This window comes from Bifidobacterium sp. LH_416 (assembly GCF_056357055.1).
The window spans coordinates 1-17,773 of sequence record NZ_JBKEVJ010000005.1 but is presented as its reverse complement, the minus strand read 5'-3'; the positions used below and the strand labels follow the sequence as shown (position 1 = coordinate 17,773).

At 50.5% G+C, this 17,773-nt stretch carries 16 protein-coding genes; 15 read left to right on the top strand and 1 reads right to left on the bottom strand.

Features of this window, described 5'->3' with window-relative positions; translation table 11 throughout:
- Nucleotides 1-404: 404 nt before the first annotated feature.
- The 3 genes from AC1AY0_RS09660 (at nucleotide 405) to AC1AY0_RS09650 (ending at nucleotide 3,745) form a co-directional block, all read left to right on the top strand.
- Nucleotides 405-1,937 carry a DHA2 family efflux MFS transporter permease subunit gene (locus AC1AY0_RS09660; RefSeq protein WP_476523858.1) on the top strand — a complete coding sequence of 511 codons (1,533 nt, stop codon included), beginning with the start codon at nucleotides 405-407 and terminating at the stop codon, nucleotides 1,935-1,937.
- A 141-nt stretch (nucleotides 1,938-2,078) separates the two neighbouring features.
- Complete coding sequence (locus tag AC1AY0_RS09655; protein WP_476523856.1) at nucleotides 2,079-2,351, top strand: ACT domain-containing protein; 273 nt, start codon at nucleotides 2,079-2,081, stop codon at nucleotides 2,349-2,351.
- A gap of 29 nt (nucleotides 2,352-2,380) precedes the next feature.
- Entirely contained in the window at nucleotides 2,381-3,745 is a 1,365-nt protein-coding gene (locus AC1AY0_RS09650; protein ID WP_476523854.1) for a DUF711 family protein, read from the top strand.
- A 110-nt stretch (nucleotides 3,746-3,855) separates the two neighbouring features.
- Here AC1AY0_RS09650 and AC1AY0_RS09645 read toward each other — a convergent pair whose 3' ends face one another.
- Complete coding sequence (locus AC1AY0_RS09645) at nucleotides 3,856-4,527, bottom strand: tRNA (cytidine(34)-2'-O)-methyltransferase (RefSeq protein ID WP_476523852.1); 672 nt, start codon at nucleotides 4,525-4,527, stop codon at nucleotides 3,856-3,858.
- Nucleotides 4,528-4,547: 20 nt separating this feature from the next.
- Between AC1AY0_RS09645 and AC1AY0_RS09640 the strand changes: the two genes are divergently transcribed.
- The 12 genes from AC1AY0_RS09640 to cas2e all read left to right on the top strand — a co-directional run bounded on the left by AC1AY0_RS09640 (nucleotide 4,548) and on the right by cas2e (nucleotide 17,335).
- Nucleotides 4,548-5,432 (top strand): HhH-GPD family protein, encoded by an 885-nt coding sequence (locus AC1AY0_RS09640; protein ID WP_476523851.1) that lies wholly within the window; start codon nucleotides 4,548-4,550, stop codon nucleotides 5,430-5,432.
- 18 nt (nucleotides 5,433-5,450) lie between these two features.
- Nucleotides 5,451-6,146 (top strand): hypothetical protein, encoded by a 696-nt coding sequence (locus AC1AY0_RS09635; protein WP_476523849.1) that lies wholly within the window; start codon nucleotides 5,451-5,453, stop codon nucleotides 6,144-6,146.
- 185 nt (nucleotides 6,147-6,331) lie between these two features.
- A complete protein-coding gene (locus tag AC1AY0_RS09630; RefSeq protein WP_476523847.1) occupies nucleotides 6,332-7,558 on the top strand; it encodes a Fic family protein in 1,227 nt (408 codons plus the stop codon).
- A gap of 2 nt (nucleotides 7,559-7,560) precedes the next feature.
- On the top strand, nucleotides 7,561-8,340 hold the full coding sequence (locus tag AC1AY0_RS09625) for a CRISPR-associated endonuclease Cas3'' (protein ID WP_476523845.1): 780 nt from the start codon (nucleotides 7,561-7,563) through the stop codon (nucleotides 8,338-8,340).
- The gene (cas3, locus tag AC1AY0_RS09620) at nucleotides 8,324-10,744 is read left to right on the top strand and encodes a CRISPR-associated helicase Cas3' (RefSeq protein ID WP_476526324.1); all 2,421 of its coding nucleotides are present in this window, start codon (nucleotides 8,324-8,326) and stop codon (nucleotides 10,742-10,744) included. Before AC1AY0_RS09625 ends, cas3 begins: the two co-directional genes overlap by 17 nt.
- A complete protein-coding gene (gene casA / locus AC1AY0_RS09615) occupies nucleotides 10,731-12,419 on the top strand; it encodes a type I-E CRISPR-associated protein Cse1/CasA (RefSeq protein ID WP_476525111.1) in 1,689 nt (562 codons plus the stop codon). Before cas3 ends, casA begins: the two co-directional genes overlap by 14 nt.
- Nucleotides 12,419-13,108 (top strand): type I-E CRISPR-associated protein Cse2/CasB, encoded by a 690-nt coding sequence (casB, locus tag AC1AY0_RS09610; protein WP_476525113.1) that lies wholly within the window; start codon nucleotides 12,419-12,421, stop codon nucleotides 13,106-13,108. Before casA ends, casB begins: the two co-directional genes overlap by 1 nt.
- 74 nt (nucleotides 13,109-13,182) lie before the next feature.
- Nucleotides 13,183-14,406 (top strand): type I-E CRISPR-associated protein Cas7/Cse4/CasC, encoded by a 1,224-nt coding sequence (cas7e, locus tag AC1AY0_RS09605; RefSeq protein WP_476525115.1) that lies wholly within the window; start codon nucleotides 13,183-13,185, stop codon nucleotides 14,404-14,406.
- Between the two features lie 3 nt (nucleotides 14,407-14,409).
- Nucleotides 14,410-15,246 carry a type I-E CRISPR-associated protein Cas5/CasD gene (gene cas5e / locus AC1AY0_RS09600; protein WP_476525117.1) on the top strand — a complete coding sequence of 279 codons (837 nt, stop codon included), beginning with the start codon at nucleotides 14,410-14,412 and terminating at the stop codon, nucleotides 15,244-15,246.
- Nucleotides 15,243-15,914, top strand: coding sequence for a type I-E CRISPR-associated protein Cas6/Cse3/CasE (gene cas6e / locus AC1AY0_RS09595; RefSeq protein WP_476525119.1), 672 nt, complete (start codon nucleotides 15,243-15,245; stop codon nucleotides 15,912-15,914). The genes cas5e and cas6e overlap by 4 nt, the downstream gene beginning before the upstream one ends.
- A gap of 17 nt (nucleotides 15,915-15,931) precedes the next feature.
- On the top strand, nucleotides 15,932-16,960 hold the full coding sequence (gene cas1e / locus AC1AY0_RS09590) for a type I-E CRISPR-associated endonuclease Cas1e (RefSeq protein WP_476525121.1): 1,029 nt from the start codon (nucleotides 15,932-15,934) through the stop codon (nucleotides 16,958-16,960).
- A 24-nt stretch (nucleotides 16,961-16,984) separates the two neighbouring features.
- Nucleotides 16,985-17,335, top strand: coding sequence for a type I-E CRISPR-associated endoribonuclease Cas2e (gene cas2e, locus AC1AY0_RS09585; RefSeq protein WP_476525123.1), 351 nt, complete (start codon nucleotides 16,985-16,987; stop codon nucleotides 17,333-17,335).
- Nucleotides 17,336-17,773 lie beyond the last annotated feature (438 nt).

Sequence of the window (17,773 nt, the reverse complement as noted above, 5' to 3'; positions counted from 1 at the left end):
ACTTACGAAAAATCGAAAATCGTATTACGGTAACACCTTGTTTTGAACAAAACTCTGTCACACATGTGACTACCCCTCAGTCGGCTTCGCCGACAGCTCGTTCGCAATTAAGGTCGGACTTCGTCCGCATTTTATTGGCTCGACTGTCGTCTCGCACATTGCCTACAAACAGCTCTGCTGTTTGCTTAACGGCAATGTCCTGACAAGGGGAGCCAGAGGGGGCAGAGTTTTGAATAATCGCATGCCTCTGGCGTATTACTTGCCAGAAGGCATGCGATTTTTTGTTGCCGATTGTGACCCGGACGTTAGGGGTTTTCGGCGCCTGCCAATGAAGTCGCATACCGTGCTCCGCGGGTCATTCGCGGGACAAACGGCGTATGCGCTCATGCTTACGGTGCTGCGCGATGGCAACAACATCGACTCAAGAAGAGGTTCAGTTGTCCGCTCACCAGACAACCATTCGTAATATCCAATTGTCCGAATCATCGTTCGTTCATAATCAACCACAGCATTTCGAACACCCGCACAAGGTCATGCTCGGCCTGTATTTTGGCGCATTCCTTGGCATGCTGTCCGAAACATCCATGAATATCGCATTGCCGGATTTGATGGACGAATTCCATGTCTCCTCCGGCACCGTGCAGTGGATGGTTGTGGGATACATGCTGGCCATCGGCATCGTACTGCCATGTGTCAGCTTCCTGCTCAAGTGGATTAAAGCCAAGACGCTGGTTCTATTTGCCCTTGGCTGCTTCCTGTTTGGCGCAGTAGTGTGCACCGTGGCGCCAAACTTCCCGATTCTGCTTGCAGGACGAATCATTCAGGGCATTAGCACCGGTATTGTGCTGCCCACCCTGTATGCCGCTATCATGCGCGTGTTCCCGCCGCACAAGATCGGTGCCGCCAATGGTGTGGCCGGCTTGGTGGTTATGTTCGCGCCGGTTATCGGCCCGACCATTGCCGGCGCGCTGATTGGCGCTTTCTCTTGGCGTGCAATTTTCGCCCTGTTCGCTGTGGTTGCTGTTGTGGCGCTCGCTTGCACTGCCGCATTCTTCGTGACACCTATCGAACGCACGCGCCCTGCGGTTGACGTGCTCTCCATTGCGGCTTCCGCCATCGGCTTCGGCTGCTTGGTTGCCGGCGTCAGCATGATCAGCGATATGGGCTTCTCCGCCGTTGTGATTGGTTTGCTTGTTATTGGCGTGGCTGTATTGGCTTTCTACGCTCACCGTCAGCTCACGATTTCCGATCCGCTGCTTGACCTGCGCGCACTTGGCATGGCTGCATTCCGCATTCCGGCCATTATGGTGAGCTGCTCATTCGGCTGCACGCTGGCATTCATGTATCTGGTGCCGCAGGAATTGCAGCGCGGTCTCGGCTTGAGCTCCACGGTTGCCGGTCTGCTCATGCTGCCGGGTGGCATCGTGAATGCACTGTGCACACTGGGTGCCGGACGTCTCTTCGACCGTCATGGCGCGAAGAAGCTGGTGTGGATTGGCGTTGCGATGGCTGCAATCGGTGGCGCACTGTTCTTCTCCATCGGAACTGGTTCTTCGGTAGTGCTGTTCCTTGCGGCTCACATCATTGTGATGATTGGTATTCCGTTCATTCAGCAGTCCACGCAGTCCGCGGCACTCAAGTCATTGCCGGGCCGTATGGCTGCTGATGGCAGCACGATTCTCAACACGATGCAGCAGGTGTTCGGTGCGATTGCCACGGCTATCGCTACCTGCCTGCTGGGTTTGGGTGAAGGTCATTACACGGCTACGGGCGGTACCAACCCGGCACAAGGCTTCGTGGATGGTTCGCGCTACGGGTACGTCTTCGGTCTGGTACTCGTGGTGATTGTGCTGGCCTTCTCGTTCCTGCTCAAAGAACATAAGGAAGAGCCCAAGCTGATTCCTGTTCACGTGGATACTAAGGGTCTGGCTGCCTAACGTGCGCCAGTGAGACACGCCACATGCCGTAACGGGTGTTCCTCTATACTGGAGAGCACCCGTTTTTTCATATGTTCGAAAATGCTCGAGCTCGAGAAGCTCAAAAGTTTATTTCCGATCAGTCATCAATCAGGGAGCGCCATGAACAAGGCCATCATTACCGTTGTCGGTCAGGATACCGTCGGCATCATTGCACGAGTCTGCACTTATCTTTCCAACCACAATGTCAATGTGCTCGATATTTCGCAGACCATCATTGACGGTTTCTTCAACATGATGATGATTGTGGATTACTCGAACGCAGACAAAGAATTCAGCGCCATGGTGGGCAATCTGGAAGATCTCGGCGACGACATTGGCGTGCGTATCCGCTGCCAGCGCGAAGAGATTTTTACCAAGATGCATCGCATTTGAGCCGGCCTCGAAAGGACTAAGGAAACACCATGCTGAATATCATGGAGGTTCATGAGACCAATCAGATGATCGAGCAGGAAAAGCTCGACGTCCGCACCATTACCATGGGCATCTCACTGTTGGACTGCGCATCCAGCAGCGTGAAGGAAACCTGCGATAATATCTACCGCAAAATCACCACGTACGCCAAGGATTTGGTCTCAACCGGCCAAGCCATCGAAAACGACTATGGCATTCCGATTGTCAACAAGCGCATCACAGTAACCCCGATTTCTCTGGTGGGTGCGAGCTGCTGCAAAACTTCGGAAGATTTCGTTCAGATTGCGCATGCGCTTGATAAAGCAGCCAAAGAAGTCGGCGTTGATTTGATTGGTGGCTATTCGGCGCTGGTTTCCAAAGCTATGACTCCGGCAGAGGAACTGCTGATTAAGTCCCTGCCGCAGGCTCTTTCCGAAACCGATATCGTATGCTCTTCGGTAAACGTGGGCTCCACCAAAACCGGCATTGACATGAACGCAGTGGAACTGCTCGGTCATATCATCAAAGACATTTCCGAGCGCACTGCAGACAATGACTCCTATGGCTGCGTAAAGTTTGTGGCATTCTGCAATGTACCGGACGATAATCCGTTCATGGCAGGCGGCTTCCACGGCGTAACCGAAGGTGACGCCGTGATTAACGTGGGCGTTTCCGGCCCAGGCGTGGTCTCTCGCGCACTCGATGCAGCCAAGGGCAAGGATTTCGAATTCCTGTGCGAAACCATCAAGCGCACTGCCTTCAAGATCACCCGCGTGGGTCAGCTGGTGGCACAGGAGGCTTCTCGTCGACTCGGTGTTCCGTTCGGCATTATCGATCTGTCTCTGGCTCCAACCCCGGCCGTGGGTGATTCTGTGGGCGAAGTGCTCGAGAAGATTGGTCTCGAACAGGTTGGTGCTCCTGGCACTACGGCAGCGCTCGCCATGCTCAACGATCAGGTCAAGAAGGGCGGCATTATGGCGTCCTCGTATGTTGGCGGTCTGTCTGGCGCGTTCATTCCGGTTTCTGAAGACAAGAACATGATTGACGCGGCCGGCTCCGGATGTCTGACCATTGAAAAGCTGGAAGCCATGACCTGCGTGTGCTCTGTAGGCCTTGACATGATTGCCATTCCGGGAGATACCTCTGCCGCCACAATTTCTGGCTTGATTGCGGATGAGGCTGCCATCGGCATGGTTAACCAGAAGACCACTGCTGTGCGCGTGATTCCGGTGGCTGGTAAGGGCGTCGGCGAAATGGCGAACTTTGGCGGCCTGATGGGTTATGCGCCGATTATGCCGGTGAATCAGACTTCATGCGAGGCGTTCGTGACTCGTGGTGGCCGTATCCCGGCGCCGATTCACAGCTTCAAGAACTGACGGTCATGGATTGTTGATGACCGTGAATTGATGAGCGGTATCTGCTAGCGCAGGTACCGCTCATTTTTTATGAATGATTATGAATAATCATTCATAATCATCGCGAATAATCAGCGGCCGCCGGCAAAATTCAGCTGGCGCCAGGCCTCATAAATGGCAATGGACGCGCAATTAGTGAGGTTCAAGGAGCGCAGAGACGGGCGCATGGGCAGGCGAACCTGCTCTGCCACATGCGGGCCAGCCATAATATCCATCGGATCAGGAATATCACCAGGTTCAGGACCGAAAAGCAGAATGTCCGTGGGCTTGTATTCCACCTCGGTGTACAGCTTGGTGGCGTGTGCAGTGAACGCAATGATGCGTGAATTCGGCATCGATTCCACCAGATTTTCGAAATTCGGGTGCAGCACCACATGCGCCATATCGTGATAATCGAGGCCGGCGCGGCGCAGCTTCGTATCCTTCAAATTGAAGCCCAGCGGCTCCACCAAATGCAGAATAGTGCCGGTTACTGCGCACAAGCGGATAGCGGAACCGGTGTTGCCGGGAATACGGGGGGAGTAGTAGCACAGGTGCGGCGTCACCGTTTCGGTTTCAGCGGCCTTCTCAGCGGAAAGCATCGCATCCACTACACTGATCGGGTTGCCGTGCGCGTCAGTCACCAGCTCGTCCGGCCCATAATTCGACTTACGATAACCGTATTCGAACATTTTCTCGACTTTGGCCTCAGGATTGCTTGAGTTTTCAGGAGTCTGCGGATTCATTTCTGCCTCGTTCGTCATAAATGCTAAGAATAAGAACGATGAACGACAGTGATATTGCTTTGCGGCTTGGCGCGTGGTGGGAAGCAAATGCACGCGATTTACCATGGCGATTCGGCCGAGCCACACCATGGGGAGTACTGGTCTCCGAAGTCATGAGCCAACAGACACAAATGAGTCGCGTAGTGCCATATTGGCTCTCTTGGATGGAGCGTTGGCCGGACGCGCGTGCGCTCGCCGCCGCGCCCAAAGCCGAAGTGATTACCGCATGGGGAAGGCTTGGATATCCCCGTCGCGCATTGCGATTGCAGGAATGCGCGTGCGCGGTTGCGAACGACTACGCTGATGAGTTACCTCGTACCTATGATGCGCTTATCGCACTTCCAGGCATTGGTGATTACACGGCCTCTGCCGTATTGAGCTTCGCATTCGGCCAGCGGATTGCCGTTGTCGATACAAATATTCGACGAGTGTTGAGCCGTGTATTCCTTGGAGTGGAATCGCGCGGCGGGGCGGCAAGTGCTGCCGAACGAGCGCTCGCAAACCGTGTGCTGCCTGAACAAGTGCAGCAGTCGGTGACTTGGAATCAGTCGGTGATGGAGCTCGGTGCTGTAGTGTGCACGGCTAAATCGCCACTATGCGAAGCCTGCCCAGTTGCAGACGATTGTGCATTTCTTAAGGCTGGCCGGCCGGGGCTGGGGGAGAACAGGACTCGCCCACGGCAACGTTTTCGGGGAACCGACCGGCAGGTGCGGGGAATTGTGCTGGCTGCTTTGCGCGGATTGCCTGCGGGTGAGGTGCTCGCTCGCGCTGATGCGGAGAAATTATGGAATGATTCGGCACAGCTTGGCGCTTGTATTGCCAGTTTGGACGATGATGGTCTTGTCGAGATGCTGCCAGACGGCTCGTTGCGACTGCCTCGCTGATTACACTGGGAAACTGTTATGGTTCAGCAGGGTAAGAAGCGTATAGCGAGCGGAAGCGCACGGTCTGGCGCATCCGTGCGGTCTGGCGCGCCGAAAAAGCGTAAGCGCAAGATCAGTAAGAAGCAGCAGGCGATATATCGCCGCCGCCGTATTGTGGTCGGCGTGGTGCTGGTACTGGTGCTTGCCCTGATTGTGTTCTGTGTATATAGCATCGGTCGTGGTGTTGGTGCGATTAATACATTGATTCACCATGACGATGTATATGCCATCTCCCGTGATGCCACGCCGACGCCGAAAAGCACAAGCAGCGTCAAAGATTGTACGTATAAAGATTTGACGCTTGAATTAAGTTCGCAATCTCAATCTGTTGCAGTCGGTGGATCTCTGGAATTTACTGCGAAGATTATTTACGACGGGTCCAGCAGTTGTTTGGTCGACGGTTCGGATGGTAACCGTGTGCTGACTATCACTTCAGGCCAGGAGACCGTATATAAGTCTGATCTTTGCTCAGCAAGTTCGCGCATGCTGCTGATGTCTAAGGGAGATAAGGACGAGCAGAAGCTGACTTGGAACACTGATTACAACGCCACGCTGACCGAGTGCACAGATGAGGCCGATTGGTCCAAGGTAAAGGCCGGCACATATGTTGCGCAGATTGCGCTGAAGGATGCGCCAAAAGCCAAAAGCGATCCGCTGACGTTCACGGTGGAGTAGTATGCTGCCGTGTATTGTCCCGCAGTTGCGGGAGTGATCCGGTAGAGTAGACGGATTTTTCAAATTCCCTGCAGTTGCGGGGGTGTTTTTCATAATTGTGGTCTATGATAGTTATATCTAAAGTAGAATAGATTGATTTTTAATCAAACATTTATTCTGATATCTGTTATTACGAAGGGGTGATTATGACAGATAATGAGTTAGCACCTATAGATGTGCCTCCCATGGGCAAAGAATCACATTTTTGGCATCCGAGTGAGAGTGCACATCTTTCTCGATCAGAGCGGATGAGAGAAACAGGCGAATACTGGTCGGCTGTGCCGGCAAAAGTAGCAGACTTAACTATCAATATTCCTGCTGATATCAGTGCGACCTTGGAAGAATCAGCTCATGCACTAGGCGAGTTGGATATATATGCAGGCGCGAAATTCGGAATGAAGAGCCGTGTTCTTGGCCCTATGTCCGCAATCCTGCTTCGTACGGAATCCACGTCTTCTTCTCAGATTGAGAATTTGACTGTCGGTGCCAAAAACCTTGCTCTACAGGAACTAGGTGAGGGGAAAGGTGGTAATGCTGCGGTTGTAGTGGGTAATGTGCATGCCATGGAAGCTGCTCTAGCATTGTCCCGAGAATTCGACAAGTGTAATTTGCTGAACATGCATGAAGCGTTGCTGTCGGCGCAACCTGAATTACGAGCCTATGCTGGTCGATTCCGTGATCAACTTGTTTGGGTGGGAGGAAGTTCGAGCGGCCCGGTGCATGCGCGGCATGTCGGGCCACAGCCTGAGCTTGTTGAGCCATTGATTGATGACATATTGTCTTATTTGCGGCGGGATGATCTTCCTGTGATTCTGCAATGTGCCATTGCCCATGCTCAGTTTGAAACGATTCATCCATTTGTGGATGGTAATGGCAGAGTGGGGCGTGCGCTGGTTCATGCAGTGTTGCGCAATAAGGGTCTTGTTCGTAATGTGACGCCGCCAGTGTCAGCCGGACTATTGACAGATACGACGCGTTACTTTGATGCACTGATGTCATATCGAGACGGCGATGCGAGGGCTATCGTTGAATGCTTTGCATATGCTTGCCGTTTTGCATCTGCGACTGGCATCCAATTGATTGATGAGCTAGAAAATCAACTGGATCAGTCTCGTGAAGCATTATCAGGACTGCGCAGGGATGCCAATGCTTGGAATGTGCTCCCTTTGCTTATCGAACAGCCGATTATTAACCATGAGTACCTTGTAACTCATCTTGGATTACAGCCAGTAGCAGCGCACCGTGCTATCGAAACGCTTGCTGAACGAGGAGTATTGGATCAGATTACCGGAGGCCGCCGTAACAAGGTATGGATACATCGGGGGATTCTGCAGGTTCTAGATGATTACGCCGCTCAGTTAAGGAGGCAGTAATTATGGGGGTAAGTGGGCACTTCATGCCAGGTGTTCCTGATTTATCTGCTCGAGCGCTTTCCATTTGGGCAAAGAGTATATATCTGAACCCTCAGGATGAGCATTACCTTCAGCTTTGGCAGCATCTGGAGGATACCGGTGAAGTGGCCTTGCATGTATGGGATGAGTTTGTCCCTGATAATGCTAAAACACTGCTCGTCGAGGACATTGGAGATGAATGCCAGGCGAGAACGCTGTACTGGTTTATTTCCTCTATTCATGACATTGGCAAGGCATCGCCAGCCTTCGTGGTACAGGTTCCTCGTCTGGCTGATAAAATTCGTCAGTCTGGATTGTCAATTGACTATTCGATCAGCGGTGATGAATTACGTTTACAGTACCGACATGAATTGGTTGGATGTTGGTCTCTTGAATCATGGTTTGCGCAGCAGAGCTTGCATACTGGGGAGGGAACACTGGCTCATGGTATTGCGAGCATTGTTGCCGGGCATCATGGTACTTCGTTAACTCAGTCCAAGCAGGAATTGAGAAACTGTTGGCGCTATGAACGATTTGCTGGTGATTCCTCGTGGGAGGCTGTACGGCGCGAAATCATCGATTGGTTTGCGAAATCCACAGAAGTGATTCCAGTCCTTCAGAATTTACATGAGCGTCCATTACGTCGCAGAACGCAGATTATATTGACGTCCTTGGTGATTATTGCTGACTGGATTGCCAGTGATAGTAGATTGTGCACATTGAATGAACCGTCGTTAGACAATAAAGATGAACGCAGATTTTAATGCACAAACTCGCGCAACGCGGGCATGGCGCATGTTGAGTCTGCCGAAACCATGGCAAGTTGGGCGAATATCTGAAACACCGGATGAGTTATTCCGCGACCAGTTCGATATTTCACATGCGCATTTGCGTCCAGTGCAGCAGGAGGCTGTTCGTCTGGCTCAAACCATGAAATCGCCTGGACTGATGATTATCGAGGCCAATATGGGCGAAGGAAAAACCGAGGCTGCCCTATTATCTGCGGAGATACTCGCCTCACGTTTCCATTGCGGAGGTATTTATTACGCTTTGCCGACTCAGGCGACGGTTAATGCGATGTTCGGTCGTGTGCTTGATTGGATTGGACATTTGCCTGCTGCTGATCGTTGCATGATGACATCTCTCTTTTTGGCACATGGCAAACGTGAATTAAATGATGAATATGAAGAACTGCGTGAACAATGGTTTGATGACAATCATGGATTAGATGCGGCGTTTTCAGAGCGCTCGTCAACCGGATTCGTCGATGGCGAAACCATGGGGTCTAACGCAGCTGCATCTTTGCAAGCTGTAGTCAATTCTTGGCTCACCGGACGAAAGCGAGGCAACCTTTCTAGTTTTGTCGTCGGGACCATAGACCAGGTACTCATGGCCGGATTACGATGCAAACATGTGGTGCTAAGGCATCTAGCGCTTGCCGGGAAAGTAGTGATTCTTGATGAAATTCACTCGAATACCGCATACATGAATGTGTATATGGAGACCGTACTGTCATGGTTAGGGTCGTATGGTGCGCCGGTCATTATGCTGAGTGCCACGTTGCCGCAATCGAAGCGTAAAGCGTTTCTTGAGGCATATCAGCAGGGGATGAATGCCGCTGACGCGGTAGAAAATATTCAAAGTCTATGGATGGATAATAATGACGAACAACATCCAAAAACTCGCAAGAAATTAACGGATCGTATGAGAGGGAAGCGCCAATTAGCTTCCTCCGCTAGTTCTGCCACAAAGTTAGCTCCCGTGGCACTTGAAGAAGATTCAATGCTGGAGGCCGATTGTCTGCGATCTCTGCCAAATCCTGATTTACGATACCCGTTGATTTCAGTGTCTGACTCAAGTGGAGTGCATGATTCATCTCCTGCGCCTTCCGGTCGTACTTTGAGCATCGAAGTATCGCTGATTGATGACGATGATGAAACGTTGGTCTCTGTACTGAAAGAAAATCTGCGTGAGGGTGGATGCGCGGTCATTATTCGCGACACTGTGGCCAGGGCACAGCATACGTATGACGTTTTGTCGCAACGAATGGATGCGGATATTATGCTGGCGCATTCCAGATTTCTTGCTTGTGACCGTGCCCGTATAGATCGGGAACTCATTCATCGTTATGGCAAGAATGGTGATACGAACAAGCGCTCCGGAATTGTTGTTGCTACACAGGTCGTAGAGCAATCATTGGATGTCGATTTTGATGTGATGGTCACTGACATTGCGCCAATTGATTTGATATTACAGCGCGCAGGTCGACTGCATCGTCACCATCGTGGAAACGACGAAAGCGAGCGCCCTGAGCCATTGCGATGTGCTCGCATGTTCATCACTGGTGTGGAGAAATATGCTGAACATTGTCCTCCCAAATTTGCTCGAGGGCTGGAACAGGTGTATCAGCGTTATCTGCTCATGCGCTCGCTGGCTGTTCTACATATCGCTCCTCAGATGCCTGCGGTTATCCGGATTCCGGATGGCATTCCAAACCTGGTGCAGACTGTGTACGGAGAAGGCGATACTTGCCCTACAAAGTGGAGGAGTGGCACTGACGGTGAGTATGCTGCGCGCACCGCTATGAAAGACTCGATTGCTAATAGCGAAAATGCGGCTGGTCAACTGAGAATATTCAAGCCTATGGAACGTAAGAGTCCATTCTCGTTGGATGGTTGGTTATACATGAATATGTTGGACCCTGATGCTCCAGGTGGCTCTCAAGAACAATTGGTGTCAGCAGGGGTGCGTGAATGCGATGACTCAATAGAGGTTATTGTTCTCCAACGTGACGCGGACGGTAATCTACAACTGCCGTCATGGGGCACATTCCAATCCTCTGAGTCATTACCTTCTGGCATCGGCTCTCCTGATCGTCAGCAAGTTAGAGACATTCTATCTTGCACGATTTCCTTGGGGCGCTCGTTGTTGAAAAACTGCAGCGTGGATGCCTTTATCGAATCTTTGGAACTCGCCGTGCCGGAACAATGGCGAACTTATATGTCGCAAGATCGCAATCTGGAAGGTCAACTGCTTATTGTTCTCGATAATGATGGCAATGCGGTATATGAGGTGCGCGACAAAGATAAAAACGATGAGACAATTGTAAGAACATTACGATTCCGCTATTCAATGGAGAAGGGATTGATGACGGATGTCGAACAATGAAGTTTCATTTAACCTGATGGATCGGCCTTGGATTCCAGTTACAATGCTGGAAGATGGTGAACGCCGAGAGATGTCTATCATCGAGGTATTCAAGTTTGCTGGCAGTATTCGCAGTATCGATGGTGATATTCCCCTACAGCGATTTGCGATTTGTCGTTTATTAATCGCCGTGTTGTATGGCTGCTTTGGCAATGATATTACCGCTGAAGAGTGGAAAGAGGATTTACTTGAACATGGGGTAGCTGATCCTGATGTTTTACAAGCAATCTTGGAATACTGCGATGAGTGGCGATATAGTTTCGATTTGTTTGACGATAAGGCTCCGTTCTATCAGGTTGCCTGTCTGCATACGGCAAAGAATGAGATATCTGGATTGGAACGCTTGGTGTTGGATGTTCCAAGTGGAGAACCGTTCTTTACGACGCGGCTCGGCGACGGGCTGAAGGCTATTAGTGCTGCCGAAGCGGCACGATGGCTCGTGACTATGCAGGCATTTGATGCGTCAGGCATCAAATCTGGAGCTGTTGGCGATCCGCGTGTAAAAAACGGCAAAGGATATCCCATTGGAGTTGCATGGTCAGGCCATCTTGGCGGTTATTTGGTAGAAGGCAGAAATCTATGGCAAACGTTGATACTCAACTATGTGGGGCATGATGTATTCGAGTCCGGAGAGATCGATGCACAGTGGTCGGATGATGCTCCGATATGGGAACGAAATCCATTGGCATCGCATTCTGCTGCTGGATTTGATCAGCCGATAGAGCGTACTGGAGATACCTCATTTTTCCATGGTCCTGCAACGTTAATGACTTGGCAGTCAAGGCGAGTGCTGTTGGCTCATGACGGAGAAACAGTCACAGGTGTGCTGGTCTGTAACGGTGATCGTTTGAAACCGCAAAATGGACACCACTATGAGACCATGACTGGTTGGCGGCGCAGCCAGACTCAGGAGAGGGCATTGAAACGACCCTTGGTATATATGCCGCGTAAGCATGACCCATCACGAGCGTTATGGCGCGGTCTGCCTACTCTGACCAGCGGAACCCAGAAAGAGAAAGCTAGCAATAGCGGTGTTGATTTCCTTCGCCCATATTCATTGAAATGGCTGAGCGGTATGCGACAAGAAGGCACAACTCCTATTCGGCTTCATGCATTCGGTGTCGAATATGGTAATAACGATGCGGTTATCGATGCGGTTGTAGATGATGTTCTTGATCTGAATCTTGTTGTAATCACATCGCAAAATCCGCAGATGGCACAGATGCTGCAGGAGGCGGTTGATCGCACTGACCGAGGAATCAAAGCGCTAAGTAGAATGGCAACCGGCATTGCTTTGGCTGCAGGATTACCTACTGACTCGGCGCAACGAAGGGCGCTGGAGCTTGGATACACAACATTCGATAGCGTTTTCCGTCAATGGCTGCGTGGCATTGAGCGGGACGATGATTTTGAACACTACAGCTTGCAATGGTGCCAAACGGCGAGAAAGACACTGTTGCATCTTTCGGCACAGGTTGCTGCTCAGACATCGTCTCGTGCCATAGTCGGTCGCGAGGTACCCATAGGTGATGGAAAAAGCCGACACTATAGTGTCGCGTTTTCAGAACTTCAGTTTAGACGGGATCTAAACGACATATTCGGCAAGCAGAATTCGCAGGAGAAAGGAGATGAGTAATGTCAAGTAACAGTGCTGATTCACAATCTACACGTGTGCCAAAGTTGACTGCATTTGGGTCATGGGTTAGCGGACAAGCTCGACGTCTAGCTACTGGAGGACGTGACAACGCTGGTATTCAGCGTGGAGGTTATGTGCGCAACGATTCGTACGCTACGGCTGCAATCGCGGAGCTGCGCCACGCTGCTGGGCATGATGTAGGAGTCGATCCAGATGTATTTGTCTGGACGATGCCTGATCCTACAGACTCTGACATTTGCGGGTTGGACGCTACTCGTTACATTGATGAACCTTCTCCACGTGAACGTGCGGCTCATGCAGCTCTTACTTTGTTCGCGACGCATCAGCAGTCTATTCATGAAGCTTCAATGCACACGGATGCTGATGTGTCGTTGGGGCGCGCAACAGGACTCATGGCTTATGGCAATTTTAACGAGTCCGGTATCAGACGAGTATTCGATCAATTGCAGACATCCAGCAGCTGGAAAGAACTTATTCGCCATTCTCGTCGTCTGATTAGTTTGTTGAAACGTGAACGAATTGCACTGAATTACGGCCTTTTGGCCCAAGATTTGTTGGCCTTGCGATCCGATCGCAATCAAGCAAATGCTGTTCGCACCAGGTGGGGGCGGGATTTCCAGTATGCCTATTTGCATAATGCTGCAGACGATACTCGGGAATCTGACTAGTCTTTTCTGCTTTATCTGCCATATTTCATGCCAGCGTAGTTAGTACATCATTATTTATTGGAAAGGAACCTCTTATGTCAAAGATGACCAACTCAAGTCGCACTATTGTGGAGATTCATATTCTGGAGACAACCGCAGCGAGCAATCTGAACAGAGATGATACGGGCAGTCCTAAAACAGTGGAATATGGAGGCGTGACTCGTGCTCGTGTGTCCAGCCAGGCATGGAAACGTCCGACTCGAGAACTATTCAGCAAACTGCTCGATCCTCGTGATTTAGGAGTACGAACCAAACGTGTTGTGGAACTACTAAGAAATCGTATTCTCGACCGTGTTCCGCAAACGGATGAGGCTCTTGCGATTAAGATGGCAGAAAGCATCATCAGCGATGGTGCCGGTATCAAACTGACTAAGCCACGTGCAAAGAAGAATGCTTCAGGGAATACTGATGATGAACTTCAGCAGTCGGGCTACTTACTGTTTATGGGGAACCGTCAGTATGATCAACTGGCGGAGATTGCTGCAGAGGCAATTGAACAGGACGATCCGATCAAATATGTGAAGTCAGAGAAAAAGCATATCAAGCAGATTGTGGCTAACGATCGATCCATTGACGTTGCATTGTTTGGACGTATGGTCGCGGATGCCGCTGATTTGAATGTAGATGCAGCAGCCCAGGTTGCTCATGCGATTAGTGTGCAGGCTATCGACTCGGAATCTGACTTCTTCACTGCTGTGGATGATGTTAAGCAAAGCAATGATGAAGAGGGCGATGCTGGTGCGGCCATGATGGGGCAGATTGAGTTTAATGCGGCTACATACTATCGGTATGCAAACGTGGATGCGAACCGTTTGAATGATACGTTGGGGAACTCCAATGTAACAGCAAAAGCTGTTGCCGCATTCGTACAGGCATTCGTGACTAGTATGCCGCAGGGAAAGATCAATACATTCGCGCAAGGAACTTTGCCGGATTTAGTAGTAGTCAACATACGTGATACGCAAGCGGTAAATCTTGTCGTCGCCTTCCAAAAGCCGGTTGAACCTGATTATGTGAAGCATGCGACTGAAGCTCTAGTCCGGCGTCAAAAAGAATTCGATGAGGCGTATGAAATTACGCCAGTACATACGTGGGTGGTTCGCGTTGGCGATTCGACGGAAGCTGCTGAAGGTCCTAGCGGATTGGTTGGCCAACGTTCTACTATGCGGCAGATGCTTGAGGGCATCGAAACAGTGGTAGCACAAAGGCTTACCCCACAAACTGTTGTGTCGTCTTCGGCGACCGATTCGCAGGAGTAATCCATGCCGGTGTTGTTAATACGGCTAGCTGCACCAATGCAGTCATGGGGTGCAAGTAGTAGATTCACCCGTCGGGAGACTGAAACGATGCCCACGAAAAGTGGTGTTATCGGTATGCTGGCTGCAGCTTTAGGCATTAGACGAGATGAATCTTTAGAGCGTTTTTCGGGACTGCGCTTCGGAGTGCGCGTTGACCAGCCAGGGACCATAATGTCAGATTTTCATACCGCAGAAGATTTGAAGAATGAACGTCCTGGCAGCTCCCAAAAGGAGATGTTGCCGTTGTCTATCCGATATTACTTACAGGATGCTGTTTTTCTGGTTGGACTGGAAAGCTCTGATAAAGACGAGCTTGAGCAATATTGTCAGGCTTTAAAATCGCCGTATTATCCGATTTTTCTGGGGCGGCGCTCTTGTCCTCCTGACGGTCCGTTGCAAATGTGGATGTCGGGAGAATCGTTGGAAGATGCTCTGCGCCATGCGCCATGGCGTGCCGCTGAATGGTATCAGCGTAAGGCCTTGCGAGGTGCGGTGATATTTCCTGAGCGCTGTTTTGCCAGGATCGTGGTGGAACCGTTAGCAGGCAAAGACGTTGATGTTGATTTTATAGACACCATTGCCGATGAACCTGTGAGTTTCGATCCAAGGGGACGCCGCTGGAAGTCTCGGGAAATGGTGCAACTCAATGATGAACGACCGACTCCAACAGTGGACATCGAACCTACTGAAATCGAGAACGGGAAGTCTTCTGTGAAGAAGTTTGGATTGCAGTCGTATGACGACATGATATTCGATGTTGTTTTTGACGCTGCTTGTGAAGTGAAGGAGGAACGTTCATGACCCAATTCACTCGAATTATGGTAAATCCGCTGAGCAGACATGCAAGATGGGCGATGGCATCTTTGGAGCGGCAACACGCAATCATTTCGCGATCTCTTGACCTGACTCATACGGGAGAGGCCCGTTGCCTATGGCGGCTGGACAAAGGAAAAGCAGGTAAGCCAAGTCGGTTGTACATTATTTCGGATGTGATTCCTGACAAAAAGGTGCTGCATGATGAACTTGATGTCATGGAACAAGGTATGGTCTCCTGCGAGTATGAGCCGTTCCTGAATCGTTTGGACATAGGACAGGAGTGGGGGTTCCGGCTTAAGGCTAATCCGACTAAATCCATTCCATCGGACGGGTATGTGCGTCGGGGGCGTCGTGTGGGCATATTGAATCTTAATGAGCAGCAACAATGGCTTGAAAAAAAAGCGCGTGAGTGCGGTTTCCATATGCCTATTAATCGCTTGGAATTGCCAGAAGTGGTAATTAGGGATTCACGAAAAGTTGATTTTGCGAGACAAGGATCGACAGTTACCTTGTCATCGGTCGTATATGACGGAGTGCTAGTGGTAGATGATCCGGTGCTATTGCGAAGCGCCTTACTGGAGGGCATAGGACGTGCCAAAGGATATGGCTTTGGCCTGCTGACATTGGTTCCGTTGATGAGTAATCGGTTATAGGAGTATAGGAACATGCTATGAGTGCTATTCCAGGTATTAAGTCTCCTCCATTAACTGCTTTGGTTCGTATGCAGGATCGTATGACGTTCCTCTATGCTGAGCATTGCGTGGTTAACCGTGCAGACAATGCTGTGACTATTACCGATTCACGGGGCACGGTCCATGTACCTGCTGCTGCGCTCAGTGTGCTTATGCTGGGCCCCGGCAGCAATATTACGTATGCTGCGATTTGTCTTTTAGCCGAATCGCGGTCGACCTGCATTTGGGTTGGTGAGCGAGGGGTTCGATATTATTGCCACGGTGCATCTCTTGCTCAATCCACTCGACTGTTGGAAGCACAGGCAAAACTAGTTTCATCTGAGCGCACACGAGTGAAAGTTGCTCGTCGTATGTATGCAATGCGATTTCCCAATGAATCGACAGACGGGCTTACTATGCAACAGTTGCTTGGCAAAGAGGGGACTAGAGTGCGGCGTGCATATGAGAGGGAATCTGCACGTACTGGTGTTCCATGGAGCGGCAGGTCATACAAGATTACAGATTTTGATGATGCAGATGATGTGAATCGTGCATTGTCTGCTGCAAATACATCGTTGTACGGAATTGTGCATGCAGTAATTGTGTCTCTAGGGTGCTCTCCTGGATTGGGTTTTGTCCATGCACATAACGAAAAAAGTTTTGTCTACGATATTGCTGACCTGTACAAGGTCGACATCACTGTGCCTTTGGCATTTGATTTGGTTGCTCATCAGATTTCGGATGTAGGAGCAGCGGCTCGTAGAGGTGTCCGTGACCGTATGAAAGACGGCAAGTTTTTGCAGCGCTGTGTACGAGACGTGAGGTCATTGTTGTTGACGCCAGAAGAGTTGGATGAATCGCCAGTGGAAGTGCAAGACATTACCACTCAATTGTGGGCAGGTGCCTCTGGGTATAAAAATGCTGGGCGGAACTACTCTTCAGATACTATCAGCGCTGCTGTTAACGATGATCAAGATGCTGTACCTTTTGAAGAATTCGCTGAGCAATTCGATGTTAATTCTTTCTGACTGGGAATTGCTTAGGTGATTTGAATGATTGTAGTTGTATTGACGGTGTCTCCTCCAAAATTGCGGGGACACTTGACTAGATGGTTGATGGAGATTTCGGCCGGGGTTTATGTAGGAAAAGTATCCGCACGTGTTCGAGAATTGTTATGGGTGCAGATTCAGGAGAATCTTGGTGCAGGGCGTGCGGTCATGGTGTATCCGGCAGACAATGAGCAGGGAATGTCATTTAAAGTGTGTGGGCAAGAGTGGCAACCCGTTGATTTTGATGGACTTGAACTTATTATGAGGCCGAATGCTAACCAGAAACAACGTAAAAATGCGGAGCGGAAAACGGGGTGGAGCAAGGTATCTCGATACCGTCGATATGGGAGATAGATTGAAATGAATGACATCGTCGCTGAGAATGAGGTGACGTTTTTTCTGCATTATTGAGAGAATGAATTGCTGTGAAGTTCCCCTCGACACGCCGGTATGAAACATATTTGGGGCAGTTTGCGGTTGTTTTGCAAGCTATGGTGGCGTTGATGATGCGAGAACCAGCGTTTTCGACACGCCGGGCGAAGCGTGTCTTTCCAATGGTTTTCGTGGTTTTTGGTTTGGTGGGTTTGCGTTGTTGTTTGGTTTCGTGTAAGTTATTCCTTCGCTGCCGCTGAGCGGTTCGGATTCCTCCCGCAAGGGAGAATACGGGTCCGGATCGGTTTGTGTGTGGTGGTGGTTTGAGAACTCAAGAGCGTGTTTGTACTACTTCTTTATAGTCAATGATTGCCAGCTTGTTCCGAGCCTGATGGTTTGTCCGTCGGGTCCTTGGTTGGT

Bases quoted from the DNA above. Each gene is read 5' to 3' on its own strand.
- cas5e (WP_476525117.1), top strand. From the start codon at position 14,410: ATGCCGGTGTTGTTAATACGGCTAGCTGCACCAATGCAGTCATGGGGT.
- cas2e (WP_476525123.1), top strand. From the start codon at position 16,985: ATGATTGTAGTTGTATTGACGGTGTCTCCTCCAAAATTGCGGGGACAC.
- AC1AY0_RS09660 (WP_476523858.1), top strand. From the start codon at position 405: ATGGCAACAACATCGACTCAAGAAGAGGTTCAGTTGTCCGCTCACCAG.
- AC1AY0_RS09640 (WP_476523851.1), top strand. From the start codon at position 4,548: ATGAACGACAGTGATATTGCTTTGCGGCTTGGCGCGTGGTGGGAAGCA.
- casA (WP_476525111.1), top strand. From the start codon at position 10,731: ATGTCGAACAATGAAGTTTCATTTAACCTGATGGATCGGCCTTGGATT.
- cas3 (WP_476526324.1), top strand. From the start codon at position 8,324: ATGAACGCAGATTTTAATGCACAAACTCGCGCAACGCGGGCATGGCGC.
- AC1AY0_RS09655 (WP_476523856.1), top strand. From the start codon at position 2,079: ATGAACAAGGCCATCATTACCGTTGTCGGTCAGGATACCGTCGGCATC.
- AC1AY0_RS09625 (WP_476523845.1), top strand. From the start codon at position 7,561: ATGGGGGTAAGTGGGCACTTCATGCCAGGTGTTCCTGATTTATCTGCT.
- cas7e (WP_476525115.1), top strand. From the start codon at position 13,183: ATGTCAAAGATGACCAACTCAAGTCGCACTATTGTGGAGATTCATATT.
- casB (WP_476525113.1), top strand. From the start codon at position 12,419: ATGTCAAGTAACAGTGCTGATTCACAATCTACACGTGTGCCAAAGTTG.
- AC1AY0_RS09650 (WP_476523854.1), top strand. From the start codon at position 2,381: ATGCTGAATATCATGGAGGTTCATGAGACCAATCAGATGATCGAGCAG.
- AC1AY0_RS09645 (WP_476523852.1), bottom strand. From the start codon at position 4,527: ATGACGAACGAGGCAGAAATGAATCCGCAGACTCCTGAAAACTCAAGC.
- cas6e (WP_476525119.1), top strand. From the start codon at position 15,243: ATGACCCAATTCACTCGAATTATGGTAAATCCGCTGAGCAGACATGCA.
- AC1AY0_RS09630 (WP_476523847.1), top strand. From the start codon at position 6,332: ATGACAGATAATGAGTTAGCACCTATAGATGTGCCTCCCATGGGCAAA.
- cas1e (WP_476525121.1), top strand. From the start codon at position 15,932: ATGAGTGCTATTCCAGGTATTAAGTCTCCTCCATTAACTGCTTTGGTT.
- AC1AY0_RS09635 (WP_476523849.1), top strand. From the start codon at position 5,451: ATGGTTCAGCAGGGTAAGAAGCGTATAGCGAGCGGAAGCGCACGGTCT.